The organism is Nocardiopsis sp. CNS-639 (genome assembly GCF_000381685.1).
GTDB classification, from domain to species: Bacteria; Actinomycetota; Actinomycetes; order Streptosporangiales; family Streptosporangiaceae; genus Nocardiopsis; species Nocardiopsis dassonvillei.
This window is the reverse complement of sequence record NZ_KB906888.1, coordinates 25,671-39,142: the sequence shown is the minus strand read 5'-3', so window position 1 is coordinate 39,142 and position 13,472 is coordinate 25,671. Positions and strand designations below refer to the sequence as shown.

Annotated in this window: 15 protein-coding genes, 1 pseudogene and 1 riboswitch; of the genes and pseudogenes, 5 read left to right on the top strand and 11 right to left on the bottom strand. The window is 73.2% G+C overall.

All coding sequences use genetic code 11. From position 1 onward, the window contains the following. Nucleotides 1–248, bottom strand: a pseudogene (locus G011_RS30405) (hypothetical protein); the annotation flags it as partial. A gap of 185 nt (nt 249–433) precedes the next feature. Next, complete coding sequence (locus G011_RS0128230) at nt 434–1,354, bottom strand: penicillin-binding transpeptidase domain-containing protein (protein ID WP_019611406.1); 921 nt, start codon at nt 1,352–1,354, stop codon at nt 434–436. Between the two features lie 218 nt (nt 1,355–1,572). Continuing rightward, a riboswitch (glycine riboswitch) is annotated at nt 1,573–1,674 on the top strand. A gap of 144 nt (nt 1,675–1,818) precedes the next feature. Between G011_RS0128230 and gcvT the strand changes: the two genes are divergently transcribed. The 4 genes from gcvT to G011_RS0128210 all read left to right on the top strand — a co-directional run bounded on the left by gcvT (nt 1,819) and on the right by G011_RS0128210 (nt 6,236). Next, the gene (gcvT, locus tag G011_RS0128225) at nt 1,819–2,931 is read left to right on the top strand and encodes a glycine cleavage system aminomethyltransferase GcvT (RefSeq protein WP_019611405.1); all 1,113 of its coding nucleotides are present in this window, start codon (nt 1,819–1,821) and stop codon (nt 2,929–2,931) included. A gap of 158 nt (nt 2,932–3,089) precedes the next feature. After that, nucleotides 3,090–3,470: a glycine cleavage system protein GcvH gene (gcvH, locus tag G011_RS0128220; protein WP_019611404.1), complete on the top strand. Its 381-nt coding sequence runs from the start codon at nt 3,090–3,092 to the stop codon at nt 3,468–3,470. Nucleotides 3,471–3,477: 7 nt separating this feature from the next. Then, nucleotides 3,478–4,746 (top strand): serine hydroxymethyltransferase, encoded by a 1,269-nt coding sequence (glyA, locus tag G011_RS0128215; protein WP_019611403.1) that lies wholly within the window; start codon nt 3,478–3,480, stop codon nt 4,744–4,746. A 77-nt stretch (nt 4,747–4,823) separates the two neighbouring features. Beyond that, the gene (locus G011_RS0128210) at nt 4,824–6,236 is read left to right on the top strand and encodes an L-serine ammonia-lyase (RefSeq protein ID WP_019611402.1); all 1,413 of its coding nucleotides are present in this window, start codon (nt 4,824–4,826) and stop codon (nt 6,234–6,236) included. A 96-nt stretch (nt 6,237–6,332) separates the two neighbouring features. Here the strand turns inward: G011_RS0128210 and G011_RS0128205 are convergent, their stop codons facing one another. Together G011_RS0128205 and G011_RS0128200 are read right to left on the bottom strand one after the other, a co-directional pair. Continuing rightward, nucleotides 6,333–7,763, bottom strand: a complete 1,431-nt coding sequence (locus tag G011_RS0128205; protein ID WP_019611401.1) for a sodium:solute symporter — start codon at nt 7,761–7,763, stop codon at nt 6,333–6,335. 186 nt (nt 7,764–7,949) lie between these two features. Then, nucleotides 7,950–8,783, bottom strand: a complete 834-nt coding sequence (locus G011_RS0128200; protein WP_019611400.1) for a MurR/RpiR family transcriptional regulator — start codon at nt 8,781–8,783, stop codon at nt 7,950–7,952. 122 nt (nt 8,784–8,905) lie between these two features. On the opposite strand from G011_RS0128200, the gene G011_RS0128195 reads away from it, so the two are divergent. After that, nucleotides 8,906–10,162, top strand: coding sequence for an amidohydrolase family protein (locus G011_RS0128195; RefSeq protein WP_019611399.1), 1,257 nt, complete (start codon nt 8,906–8,908; stop codon nt 10,160–10,162). A gap of 44 nt (nt 10,163–10,206) precedes the next feature. On the opposite strand, the gene G011_RS0128190 is transcribed toward G011_RS0128195, so the two are convergent. The 7 genes from G011_RS0128190 to G011_RS0128160 are packed head-to-tail and all read right to left on the bottom strand — an operon-like array spanning nt 10,207 to nt 13,239. Next, a complete protein-coding gene (locus G011_RS0128190; protein WP_026338749.1) occupies nt 10,207–10,608 on the bottom strand; it encodes a VOC family protein in 402 nt (133 codons plus the stop codon). A 43-nt stretch (nt 10,609–10,651) separates the two neighbouring features. Then, complete coding sequence (locus G011_RS0128185) at nt 10,652–11,242, bottom strand: hypothetical protein (RefSeq protein WP_026338748.1); 591 nt, start codon at nt 11,240–11,242, stop codon at nt 10,652–10,654. A gap of 2 nt (nt 11,243–11,244) precedes the next feature. Then, entirely contained in the window at nt 11,245–11,850 is a 606-nt protein-coding gene (locus tag G011_RS0128180; RefSeq protein WP_013151471.1) for a DUF6286 domain-containing protein, read from the bottom strand. Between the two features lies 1 nt (nt 11,851). Beyond that, on the bottom strand, nt 11,852–12,220 hold the full coding sequence (locus G011_RS0128175; protein ID WP_019611396.1) for an Asp23/Gls24 family envelope stress response protein: 369 nt from the start codon (nt 12,218–12,220) through the stop codon (nt 11,852–11,854). Between the two features lie 17 nt (nt 12,221–12,237). After that, the gene (locus G011_RS32250; protein WP_019611395.1) at nt 12,238–12,411 is read right to left on the bottom strand and encodes a hypothetical protein; all 174 of its coding nucleotides are present in this window, start codon (nt 12,409–12,411) and stop codon (nt 12,238–12,240) included. 37 nt (nt 12,412–12,448) lie between these two features. Next, a complete protein-coding gene (locus G011_RS0128165) occupies nt 12,449–12,769 on the bottom strand; it encodes a hypothetical protein (RefSeq protein WP_019611394.1) in 321 nt (106 codons plus the stop codon). Continuing rightward, a complete protein-coding gene (locus G011_RS0128160; protein ID WP_019611393.1) occupies nt 12,769–13,239 on the bottom strand; it encodes an Asp23/Gls24 family envelope stress response protein in 471 nt (156 codons plus the stop codon). The genes G011_RS0128165 and G011_RS0128160 overlap by 1 nt, the downstream gene beginning before the upstream one ends. Nucleotides 13,240–13,472: the final 233 nt, after the last annotated feature.

The window sequence follows — 13,472 nt, the reverse complement described above, 5'->3', positions numbered from 1 at the left end:
TGGCGGTTGTACTCCGACTGGCCGGGCAGGCGGGGGAACAGGTGCCCGATCCGGGCGGGGGCGGCGCGCATCCAGCGGCGTTCGCAGTCATGGCGCAGCAGGGCCTGGGCCACCGCGACACAGACGAGTTCGGCGTCGGTGAGCAGCCGGTTCGGGCCGCGTTTGACCGGTTGTTCACGCGAAGGCAGGACGTGGTCGTCCAGATGGACGTAGAGTGCGGTCAGAAGGGCGTCAAGGTCATTGGTCACACTCTGATCCTCGACGCCCTTCGCCATGGGCGCAGGGGTTCCGAGAAACCCCCATCAACGATCTAGCCGGTGGTCCTGGGTCCTCCGCTTCGCTGAGGCCCGTCCGGGGACGGACTCCCCTGCGCGCGTCGGCCCGCCCCCGTGACGGGGGCGGGCCGACGCGCGTCGCGGGGCCCGGGCGGCGCTCAGGCGGTGCGCCCCTCCTCGGGCAGGACCTCCAGCTCCACGAGCATCTCCCGTCCCAGGGACTCGCCCAGCTCGGCGTCCTCGTCCCCCTCCGGTTCGACGCGCAGCGCGAACGTGTACAGGTCCTCGCCGCGCTCGACCCAGCCGACCCACCAGCCCGGCGCGGGGTCGGCCTCCCGGCCCCGCCCGGCCCTGGCGTGGAGGGCGTAGCCCTCGCCCTCCTCCAGGACGGCGAGTGCGCGCACCGCCTCCTGGTGCTCGTCGTCCACGGGCAGTTCGTCGCGGGCCAGTCTGGCCAGGAAGGCGGTCTGCTCCATCGCGGAGATCTCCAGCGGCCCCTCCAGCCAGAACCGGTCCAGCGCGTCCGCGTCGCCCACCGAACGGTTGCCGTAGTCCAACCGGTCCACCCAGGCCGCCATCGGCCCGTGCCCGACCCGGCGGGCCACCTCCTGGTAGACGGGGACGTTCGAGGCGGGCAGTGCCTCGCGCAGGGCCATGTCCCGCTCCCGCCGGTCGACGGGCTGGGATCCGTCCCCGTGGGGCACCACCTCGTCCACGTCCCCGACCGCGCCCGTCTGGAGCCCCACCAGGGTGCTGACGAGGTCGAAGGTGGACGCGGGAACGGCGCGTTCGCGGGCCCGCTCCGGCCCCACCACGGTCGCCTCCCGCTCCATCACGTCGTGGAGCACGAAGGCGCCCTCCACGCCCGCGTCGGCGAACACCGCCTCCAGGTCCTCGCGCTCGACGGCGGCCACGTCGCCCCGCGTCAGGGGCGGGGGCCCGGCCTCCGTCCCCTCCCGGGCGTGCCCGTCCGGCTCCCGCGGTCCGTCCACGGCCCCGGCGCACCCCGTGCCCGCGGCCAGGGACAGGACGCATCCGGCCGCGAGCGAGCGCGCCGTCCTCCCGGTGTCGGTTCGCATCCGTCTCCCTCCCCGGTCGGTACTCTCCGCACACGCTAATCCCCGCGTTCCCGCTCCAGGGTGGAGGCGGCCGGAGTGTCGAAGACCGGAGGGAGCGCGGCGGACACGGCGCGGACGGCGCGCGACGGTGCCGCTCACGGGTGCCGCGCGGGAGCTCCCGCGCGGCACCGGGCACCCTTGGGCGCCGTTCACGGCCGCTGCTAGGCTGAACGTGTTGCTGACCCCGTACGGGAGAGTGCCCGCGTATCCAGCGCGGGCCGCCGAAGGAGCAATCCCTCCCCGAAGACAACCTCTCAGGCACAGCGGACCGTACGGGCGAGACCACTCTGGAAAGCAGGGACAGCCGTCCCTCGCCGAAGGTGCAAGCCGCGCCGAGCGCGCGGCGAAGCTCTCAGGCACAGATGACAGAGGGGGAGGATGGCAACGCCACGCACGTCACGACGCCCATCCTCTCGGGAGTGCCCATGTCAGATGCCGCATACGCGCCGCGCGCGACAGCGCTGCGCGAGGTCCACGAGAAGGCCGGCGCCACCCTCGTCGACTTCGCCGGGTGGCTCATGCCGCTGCGCTACGGCAGCGAGACCGCCGAGCACCGTGCGGTGCGCGAGGCCGCGGGCCTGTTCGACCTCTCCCACATGGGCGAGATCCGGCTGACCGGCCCGCAGGCCGCCCAGGCCCTCGACCACGCGCTGGTCGGCCACCTGTCCCAGGTCAAGGTGGGACGCGCCCGCTACTCCATGATCACCGCCGAGGACGGCGGTGTCCTGGACGACCTCATCGTCTACCGGCTGCGCGAGGACGAGTACCTCGTCGTGGCCAACGCCGCCAACACCGCGGTCGTCGCCCCGGCCCTGGCCGAGCGGGCCGCGGGCTTCGACGTCGAGGTCCGCGACGAGTCGGCCGAGTACGCGCTGATCGCCGTCCAGGGACCCCGCGCCGTCGACGTCCTGGCGCCGCTGACCGACGCCGACCTGGACGGCATCCGCTACTACGCCGGGTACGAGCACACCGTCGCCGGTGAGCCCGTCCTGCTCGCCCGTACCGGCTACACCGGTGAGGACGGCTTCGAGATCTTCGTCAGCCCCGCGGACAGGGCCCCCAAGGTGTGGGATGCCCTCATGGCCGAGGGTGAGCGGCACGGCCTCGTCCCCGCCGGGCTCTCCGCGCGCGACACCCTGCGCATGGAGGCCGGGATGCCGCTGTACGGGCAGGAGCTGACCGCCGACCTCACCCCCTTCGACGCCGGTCTGGGCCGGGTCGTGAAGTTCGACAAGGGCGACTTCGTGGGCCGCGCGGCCCTGGAGGAGGCCTCCCGCTCCTCCCGCCCCCGCCGCCTCATCGGCCTCGTCGCGCGCGGGCGCCGCCCGCTGCGCCAGGGCCAGGAGGTCCTGCGTGACGGCGCCCCCGTCGGAACCATCACCAGCGGCGCGCCCTCGCCCACCCTGGGCCGCCCCATCGCCATGGCCTACGTGGACGGCGACCTCGACACCTCGACCGGCGCGTTCACCGTGGACGTGCGCGGGCGGGGCGAGGACGTCGACGTGGTCGAGCTGCCGTTCTACAAGCGGCAGTCGTAGGAGCAGGGGCCTTCACACCCCGAAGGCCCGCACGCCCCGGCGCGGCGGGATCCCCACACAGGGGACCCGCACGCACGGGGCGCGACCGGGCGTAGGCCGGGCCGGGCAGCCGTACGGGCGCGCGGCAGGAAAATGGAACACCTCCAAGGAGAGTTGAAGTGAGCGTTCCCACGGAGCTGGGTTACACCGCCAAACACGAGTGGGTCGTGGTCGAGGACGGGATCGCGACCGTCGGGATCACCTCGTTCGCCGCCGAGTCCCTGGGCGACATCGTCTACGTCGAGGTGCCCGAGGTCGGCAGCGAGGTGACCGCGGACGAGCCGTGCGGCGAGGTGGAGTCCACCAAGTCCGTCAGCGACGTCTACTCGCCCGTGAGCGGTGAGGTCACCGAGGTCAACGCGATCCTGGAGAACGAGCCCGAGACCATCAACTCCTCGCCCTTCGAGGACGGTTGGCTGTTCAGGGCCCGGATCTCCGAGGAGCCCTCCGACCTTCTCTCCGCAGAGGAGTACACCAAGCTGACCGAAGGCGAGGAGTAGGCCCCCGATGGCTACTGACAACACGCTCAACCAGACGCTGGGCGAACTGGACCCCGAGGTGGCGGCCGCGGTCGACGCGGAGCTGGCCCGCCAGCGCGACACCCTGGAGATGATCGCCTCGGAGAACTTCGCCCCCCAGGCGGTGATCGAGGCTCAGGGCACCGTCCTGACCAACAAGTACGCGGAAGGGTACCCGGGCCGCCGCTACTACGGCGGGTGCGAGCACGTCGACGTCGTCGAGCAGCTCGCCATCGACCGCGCCAAGGCGCTGTTCGGCGCCGAGCACGCCAACGTGCAGCCGCACTCGGGCGCGCAGGCCAACACGGCCGTGTACTTCGCGCTGCTCAAGCCGGGTGACACCATCCTGGGCCTGGACCTGGCCCACGGCGGCCACCTGACCCACGGCATGAAGATCAACTACTCCGGCAAGATCCTCAACGCGGTGGCCTACCACGTTCGCGACGAGGACGGCACCGTCGACTACGACGAGGTCGAGGCGCTCGCCGAGGAGCACCGGCCCAAGATGATCGTCGCCGGGTGGTCGGCCTACCCGCGCCAGCTGGACTTCGCCCGCTTCCGCAAGATCGCGGACTCGGTCGGCGCGCTCCTGATGGTGGACATGGCGCACTTCGCCGGTCTGGTCGCGGCGGGGCTGCACCCCAACCCGGTGCCGCACGCCGACGTGGTCACCACGACCACGCACAAGACCCTGGGCGGCCCGCGCGGCGGCATGATCCTGGCCAAGGCCGAGCTGGGCAAGAAGATCAACTCCGCGGTGTTCCCCGGCATGCAGGGCGGGCCGCTGGAGCACGTGATCGCGGCCAAGGCTGTGGCCCTCAAGGTCGCCGCGGGCGAGGAGTTCGCCGACCGCCAGCGCCGCACGGTCTCGGGCGCCAGGCTGCTCGCCGAGCGGCTGACGCGGCCGGACGCGGCCGAGGTCGGCGTGAAGGTGCTCTCGGGGGGCACGGACGTGCACCTGGTCCTGGTGGACCTGGTGAACTCCGAGCTCAACGGCCAGGAGGCCGAGGACCGCCTGCACTCGATCGGGATCACGGTCAACCGCAACGCGGTGCCCAACGACCCGCGTCCGCCGATGGTCACCTCCGGTCTGCGGATCGGCACCCCGGCGCTGGCCACCCGCGGTTTCGGCGACGAGGACTTCGCCGAGGTCGCGGACGTCATCGCCGAGGTGCTCAAGCCGGAGTTCGACGAGGCCGCGCTGCGCGGCCGGGTCCAGGCGCTGACCGCGAAGTACCCGCTCTACCCGAACCTGTAGAGCCTTGCCGTGCGGGGCCGGGCGGCCCCGCACGGCGATCCCATGCCCGGGCCCTGTACTCGACGAGGAGGACAGCCATGGCCATCAGCGTGTTCGACCTGTTCAAGATCGGAATCGGACCGTCCAGCTCGCACACGGTCGGGCCGATGAAGGCCGCGCGCACGTTCGTGGCCGGACTGCGCGAGGAGGGCCTGCTCGACGGCGTGGCCCGCGTGCGCGCGGAGCTGTACGGCTCCCTGGCGCTCACCGGCAAGGGGCACGGCAGCGACCGCGCGGTGGTCCTGGGACTGATGGGGCACACCCCCGAGCACGTGGACGTGGACGCGGTGCCCGGACTGGTGGAGGGGGTGCGCCGGGAGCGGACCCTGTACCTGGGCGGGCACGGAGGGCCGCCGGTGGCCTTCGACCCGGCCGTGGACGTGGACTTCCGCCGCAGGGAGAGCCTGCCCGACCACCCCAACGGGATGCGGTTCGTGGCACTGGACTCCTCCGGCGCCGAACTGGCGGCGAAGGTGTACTACTCGGTGGGCGGCGGGTTCGTCGTGGACGAGCGCGCGGCGGGCGCGGACCGGATCAAGGCCGACGACACCCGGGTGCCCCACCCCTTCTCCAGCGCCGAGGAGCTGCTGGGGATCTGCGCCGACACCGGGATGTCGATCAGCGCGGTGATGCTCGCCAACGAGCAGGCGTTCGGGCGCTCCCCCGAGCGGATCAGGGCCGAGCTGCTCGTGCTGTGGGAGGCGATGCGCCAGTGCGTGCGCCGCGGGGTGACCACCGAGGGCAGCCTGCCCGGCGGGCTGAAGGTGCCCCGGCGGGCGCACCGCCTGTACCGGCAGCTGGGCGGCAACTGCGACGAGTCGGGCCTGCTGGCGCCGACGGGGGTGGACTCCGACCCCATGCGCGGCAGCGACTGGATCACGCTCTACGCGCTGGCCGTGAACGAGGAGAACGCCGCGGGCGGCCGTGTGGTGACCGCACCGACCAACGGGGCCGCGGGCATCGTGCCCGCCGTGCTGCACTACTACCTGCACTTCAGCCCGGGGGCGGGCGACGAGGGCGTGGTGCGGTTCCTGCTGACCGCGGGGGCCGTGGGCATCCTGTTCAAGCAGAACGCGTCGATCTCGGGCGCCGAGGTGGGCTGTCAGGGCGAGGTGGGTTCGGCCTCCTCGATGGCCGCCGCCGGGCTGGCCGAGGTGCTGGGCGGCACCCCCGCGCAGGTGGAGAACGCCGCCGAGATCGCCATGGAGCACAACCTGGGGCTGACCTGCGACCCCATCGGCGGCCTGGTGCAGGTGCCGTGCATCGAGCGCAACGCGCTGGCCTCGGTGAAGGCGATCAGCGCCGCGCGCATCGCGCTGCGGGGCGACGGCAGCCACTTCGTGTCGCTGGACAAGGTCATCCGGACCATGCGCGACACGGGCCGCGACATGATGGACAAGTACAAGGAGACCTCGCGCGGCGGCCTGGCCGTCAACGTCATCGAGTGCTGAGGGATCCGTCTTCCTCCCGGCCGACGTGGCCCGCCCGCCGGGGCGCGGGGAGAGGGTACGGGGACCGCGCCCGGTCGGGAGCGGTCCCCGTGTGTGTCAGGCGTCGGTTCCGGTGGGCGCGGGCGCCTCGGCCGCGGCCACCCGCGCGGGGTCGGGGGCCTTGGTGACCAGGCTGGCCACGACGAGCGCGACCAGGGCGGCGGGCAGGGCGACGATGACCGCGTTGAGGTCGCCCGGGGTCCCGGCGACCTGCCAGCCGATGGTGGTGGCCGCGCCGACCACCAGCGCCGCGACGGCGCCCGCGGTGGTCGCGCGCTTCCAGAACAGCACCGACAGGACCACCGGGGTGATCGCGGCGCCGTAGACCGTGTAGGAGTACATCTGCAGTTCCAGCACGGTCGGGAAGAACAGGCTCAGCGCCAGGCCCGCGAGCGCGATGCCCAGGACCGACAGGCGCTGGACCACGAGCTTGCGGCGCTCGTCCACACCGTCCCCGGCGAAACGGGCGTACAGGTCGTAGGCGACGTTGGAGGCGCAGGAGAGCATGTACGAGGACCCGGTCGTGATGACGAAGGCGACCGCCCCGGCCAGGATCAAACCGCCCAGCACCACCGGGAGGTAGCCCTCGGAGGCCAGGCTCAGCACCGCCATGTCGCCGTTGATGCCGGGCATGAGGATGGCGGCGCAGGTGGCGAGCAGCACGACGGGCACGAAGACGAAGAAGCTGCCCACGAACATGCCCAGGGTGGAGGAGCGCGCCTCGCGCTCGTCCTTGGCCGCGGCCAGGCGCTGGTACATGTTCTGGTCGGCGAGCAGGAGCAGGAAGAGCGGCAGGAAGTAGCCGAGCAGCTGCAGGGCGGTGAGTCCGCCGCTGAAGGTGGTCGCCTGCTCGGGCAGGCCGTCCCAGTAGGCGCCGGGGCCGCCGATCGCGGCGAACACCAGCGGCACCGACACGAACAGGCTGAGCAGGATGAGGATGGCCGAGACGAAGTCGGTGTAGGCGACCGAGAACAGGCCTCCGGTGACGGTCAGCAGCGTCACGACGACCGCGATGAGCACGGTGCCCTGGGTGGCGGACAGCGGCGTGACCAGGCTGACGACGTACCCGCCGCCGACGAACTGCGAGGCGGTCAGCCCCAGGAAGGCGATGGTGGTGACCACGGCGGCGACGGTGCGCACCCCGATGCCGAAGCGGACCTCCAGCAGTTCGGGGATGGTGTGCCGGGACGCCCGGCGGATCCGGCGGGCCGCCAGGAGCAGGACCAGGATGCCCAGCGGCGTCCCCGCGAAGAAGATCATCCCGGCCGTCGGGCCGTAGGTGTAGGCGAAGTTGGCGCCGCCGATGATGGTGCCCGAGCCGACCCAGGTGACCAGCATGGTGGCGATCATGACCGGGCGGGGGAGGCTGCGTCCGGCGAACAGGAAGTCGTCACCGCCGCGCAGCCTGCCCGAGCGCACGAAGTAGAGGGCGATCCCGATCATGGCCAGGATGTACACGGCGAGGATCACGAGATGGGTCGTCTGCATGGGCCACCTTCGCGGCGAGGTTGGGTTCGGGGGACGTGCACGGGAGGGGCCGCCCGCGGGGCGGCCCGACCGGGCCATGTAAGCAGCCCCGCCGCGTGAAGTGCAACACTTATTGCAGCGAACGTGACCCTGATCACGTCACAGTCGTGTCACCGCGTCTTCCCAGGTCGTTCCCCCCGGCGTCGCTCAGAAGAGCTCCGTGCTCTCCCAGAGCCGCTCCGTGTCGCGCACCGCGGTCAGCACCTCGTCCCCGCCGAGGCGGGCCAGCTCGGCCAGCACCGCGTGGACGACCGCCATCACCGGGGTGAGCGAGGGGAACATGCCCACACCCTCGCTGGGCACCAGCAGCACGTGCGCCGCCCCCTCCGCCAACGGGGAGTCCCTGCGGTCGGTGATCACCGCGACCGGCACCGACCGCTCACGGGCCACCCGCGCCGCCGAGCGCAGCGCGACCGGGAGCCGCCACAGGTCGCACGCCAGCAACAGGTCATCGGGGCCCATCCGCGCCAGCGCGCTGACCAGGCCGGTGCCGCCCAGCTCCAGGCGCTCCACGTCGTAGCCCATGATCCCCGCGGCGTGCGCGAGCTGCACGCCCGGCGCCGCGAAGGTGCCCGAACCCACCACCCGCGTCCGGCGCGCCCCGTGCACCGCGCCCGCCAGGGCGCGCACCCGGGCGGGGTCCAGGGTCCGCTCCAGGTCGCGCAGCCCCTCGCGGTCGGCGCGGAAGGCCTCGCGCACGGGGTCGGCGTCGGACCCGGCGTGTTCGGCAAGGACCTCTCCGGCGCTGAGCGAGGCCAGGTAGCGCGAGCGCAGTTCGACGCGCAGGGCGGGCCAGCCGGTGAACCCCAGGGCCTGCGCGGCCCGCACGACCGTGGCGACGTTGACCCCGGCCCGCTCGGCGAGCTCGGCGGTGCTCGCGTAGGAGGCGAACCTCGGCTCGTCCCGCAGCACCCTGACCACGCGCTCGGCCGCGCGGCCCAGGCGTCCGCCGCCGAGCGCGGCCTCGATCCAGTCCGCCATCACCCCTCCGTCCCGGCGCCCCGGACCGCGCCGCACCCCCAAGCGATACCACCCCCGCGGGGTGGCCCCCTCCCCGTGGTGCAACATATATTGCAACAACGCGAACCCCGACGGAGGTATCCATGACCCGCCAGTCAGAACCGCACATCCTCTTCACGGGCGCCGGGCTGCTCGACCCCGAGGCGGGCACGAGGACCCCCGGCTCCTGGCTCCTGGTGCGGGACGGCCTCGTCGCGGGCAGCGGCCAGGGAACACCGCCCGAGGTGGGGCCGCGGGTGCCGACCGTGGACCTGGCGGGGGCCACCCTCATGCCGGGCCTGATCGACGCCCACGTGCACCCGACCGCCTTCAGCGCCGACCTCGGCGCCGCGATGGACCAGTCGCCCGCCTACGTCGCCAGCTACGCGGGACGGTCCCTGGGCGACATGCTCAGGCGCGGCTTCACCACCGTCCGCGACGTCGCCGGGGGCGACTGGGGGCTGGCCAGGGCGGTCGAGGAGGGGCTCGTCGACGGCCCCCGGCTCATGTTCGGCGGCAAGGCGCTGTCGCAGACCGGCGGCCACGGCGACTTCCGCACGCCCGGCCGCCAGGGCAACGACACCCACGCCTGCTGCCCCGGCGCGGGCATCGTCTGCGACGGGCCCGTGGAGTTCCGCCGCGCGGCCCGCGAGCAGCTGCGCACCGGAGCCCACCACCTCAAGATCATGCTCTCGGGCGGCGTCGCCTCCCCCACCGACCGCATCGACTCCACCCAGTCCTCCGAGGACGAGATCCGGGCCGTGGTGGAGGAGGCCGAGGCGGCCAACCGCTACGTGACCGGCCACGCCTACACCGCCCGCGCCGTCAACCGCGGGCTCCGCCTCGGCGTGCGCTGCATCGAGCACGGCAACCTCATCGACGAGAGCAGCATCGAGCTGTTCCTGGAGCACGACGCCTACCTGGTGCCCACCCTGGTCACCTACCAGGAACTCTCCCGGCAGGGGGCCGCCAACGGGCTGCCCGCCGCCAGCCAGGCCAAGGTGGACACCGTGCTCGACCGGGGGCTGGACGCCCTGCGCATGGCCCACGAGGCCGGGGTGAACCTGGTCTTCGGCAGCGACCTGCTCGGCGGCATGCAGGACCGCCAGAGCCAGGAGTTCGCCATCCGCGGCCGGGTCCAGCCCGCCGCGGACGTGCTGCGCGCCGCCACCGTCAACGCCGCCCGGCTGCTGGGGCTGGAGGGGGTCGTCGGCACCCTGCGCGACGGGGCGCGGGCCGACCTCGTCGTGGTCGACGGCGACCCGCTCACCGACATCGGGGTCCTGGCCTCGCCGGAGACGAGCGTGCGCACCGTGCTGCGCGACGGCCGGATCCGCCACGAGCGCGACGCCGTGCGCTGACGCGGTCGGCGGGTGCGGGCACCGGGGCCCGCACCCGCCGTCGCTCAGGAGATGGTGGCGGACGCGTCCATGTACAGGAACTCCCACAGGTGGCCGTCGGGGTCGGCGAAGGAGCGCGAGTACATGCCGGTGTGCTCGGTGGTCCTGGCGTGGGTCGCCCCGGCCACGGCGGCGGCCTCCGCGATCCGGTCCACGTCCTCGCGGCTGTCGGCGCTCAGGCAGGTGATCACCTCCGCGCCCGCGGAGGTGTCGGCTATCCCCGAGGGCGTGAACTCCGCGAAGAAGGGTTCGGACAGGAACAGGACGCGCGAGGTGTCGCTGACGACCATGCACAGCGCCCTGTCGTCGGAGAAGGCCTCGTCGTAGCCGAAGCCCAGCGCGCTGAAGAACTCCCGGGTGGCGTCGACGCTCTTGACGGGCAGGTTCACGAAAGTCGTTCGAGTCATGTGGCGAAGCTAACAGCAGACACCGACAATCGGCGGCAGCGGCTCAGGCCAGGCTGCGCCGCGGGTTCTTGGCAGGTGCCGTCATCGACATCCGCACGACGGCCGGGACCTGCTCCAGGTCCAGCGCCCGGCGCAGGTTCGCCAGCGCCTCCGAGCTCACCCGCCGCCACACCCCGGCCACGTCCGCGTCGTCGTCCAGGGTCAGCGCCAGGCGCAGGTGCGGCGCCTCGGCGGACTCGGTCAGCCTCGCGCGGGCGCGGCGCACGCCCGGGTAGTCGGCGACCTCCTGCTCCAGGGCCCCTCGGGCCACGTTCTCGGACATCTCCACCCGCCCCTGCTCCCCGCGCTCCAGGACCAGGCGCCCCACCGTGTCGTTGAGCCCCTGGGACATCAGCCAGCGCAGGGCCAGGAAACCGGCGACGAAGGCCACCGCGACCACCGCGTAGGGCACCCACTGCTGGTCGAGCGCCTCCCTGGCCCCGGGGCCGAGCAGGACGCTGTCGGCCGCTCCCCCGCCGAACAGGCCGCGCCCGGCGGCCAGCGACCCCAGCCCGGCCACGAGCAGCACCGCCCCCACGACCGCCAGCCCCCACCGGTTTCCCCGCGCCGACCTGCGCGACCTGTCACCAGCCATGGTCAACCCTCCGCGTACCGCACGTGGGTGGCGATCCGCATGCTGCGCAGCGGCGCCAGCTCCTCCAACCGCCGCTCCACGGCCGCGGTCACCTCGGCGGGCAGCCCCGCCGACCCGCGCATCCCGGTGCGCGCGTGCACCCGGATCCTGTTGCCGCGCACCGTCACGTGCACGCCGTCGACGCCGCTGACGCCCTCGGCCGCGGCGGCCACCGCCCGGCGCAGCGCGGGCCGGGTCAGCCCCACCACCAGAGCGGGGTCGTCGGTGCGCAGGGCCGTCCAGCGCCCCCGTCCGGGGGCCAGGGCGGCCACGATCAGGGCCAGCCCGATCAGCGCCAGGACCGCCGAGGCGATCTGCACCGACGGCATCGACCAGGTCGTGGTCGCCGCGTACCCGCTGGCCGCGCCGACCGGGATCAGCCCCAGCGGGCTTCCCGCCAGGGCCGAGATCACCTCGGCGGCGGCCACGACGGCCACGAGGAGGATCACGAAGCCCGTGATCACCGCGGGCCAGGACCGCCGCGGACGGAACGTGTGGACGGCCACCCGCCTGGCCCGGCGGTCGACGCCCTGGTCTGGGCGTCCGAGCACCTCTTCCACGGTGGTCATGTCAGCGCACCAACTCCGCGATCTCGATGTCGATGTGGTGGACCCGCTTTCCGGTGATCTGCTCGATCCGCCGCCCGACGTGCCCGCGCACCCGTGCGGCGACCTCGCGCACCGAGTGCGGGTAGCGGACGCCGACCCTCAGCCTGAGCAGCACGACCTCGCCGCTCACCCGGGCCCGCGCCGTGCGCGACCGGGCGGGGAGGGCGCCGGGGACCTCGCGGACCGCACGCGCGGCCGCCTTCTCGACCACACCGGGTTCGATGACGGTGCGACCGCCGGGGTCGCGTTCGCCCCCGCTCCGCTCCCGGGCGACCTCGTCGCCCGGGCGCTCCCTCTGTCGGGGAACCGTACTGGTCCGCACTCCGGCCACGTCCGCTCCCTCACATCTCAGGCGGAGCGCCGCGAGAACACCGCGGTGAGGTCGATCTCGCCCTCCATCGCCCGACCGGCGACGAACCCCGCGAGCCCCAGGATCAGGACCAGCGCGAAGGCCGTGAACCCGCCGAACGCGGCGGCAAGACCCAGCACCGTCCCGTAGGACAGTCCGACGATGGGCCACATGGCTTCCCCCTCTTGTCCAGCACCCGATGCTGCCTGCTCAACCACCCGTGCGGGCGCCGTCCCGCAGTCCCGCGACCACGTCCTCCACGGACACGTGGACGGTACGGCCCCCGGCGACCGGGGTCAGACCGCGGCGCAGCTCGGCGGCGATCTCCGGCAGGGGCCGCCCGAACCGGACCACGACGCCGACCTCGACGCTGTCGTCGCGTACCGCCACCCCCAGGACCCGTCCTCCGGGGACGGGCGTGGCCAGCGTGCCGAAACCCCCCGAGGACAGCTCCACCACGTCCGGGAAGCGCTCGGCCTCCCGCACCAGGCGCCGGGCGACCTCACCCGGGTCCCCGTCGGCGGCCGCCATCACTGCACCCGGGGCGCGGACCCGCCGTCGTCCTCGCCGCGGTCGTCGTCGGGCAGGTGGATGTCGTCCACCCGGATGTTGATCTCGGTGACCTCCAGCCCGGTCATGCGCTCCACCGCCGAGGTGACGTTGCGGCGCACGGCCGCGGCCAGGTCCTGGATGGCGGCTCCGTACTCGACGACCAGGTCGATGTCGACGGCGGCCTGGCGCTCGCCCACCTCGACCGAGACGCCCCGCGCGACCGAGCCGCTGTCGCCGCCCCGGGTCACGACGTCCCTGACCGCGCCGACCGCACGCGCGGTCCCGCCGCCCATGGCGTGGACGCCGCCGATCTCACGCGCGGCCATGCCGGCGATCTTGGCGACCACGCCGTCCGCGATCTGGGTGCGCCCGCCCTCCTCGCGTGAGGAGTCCCCCCGGCTGATCCGGCCCGACTCGCGGGCTCCCGGCACCTTGGTCTCGGTTCTCATGTCCGTCACTGGGTCCCCCTACGCAGTGTGCGGGCCGCACGGGCGGTCGCGGCGCCGAAGGCGCCCCCGGACCGCTCCCCGCGCCTTCCCGGCGGATGTGCCCTCCCAGAGGGCCGGACCGAAACCCGGGCCCGTGTCCTGGCCGGAAGGATGTCGAACTGACCACACCATATACATACACACTGTATCCGACAAAGCACCGTGAGTAATTTTTCCTGGTCGGAACGGGCAAG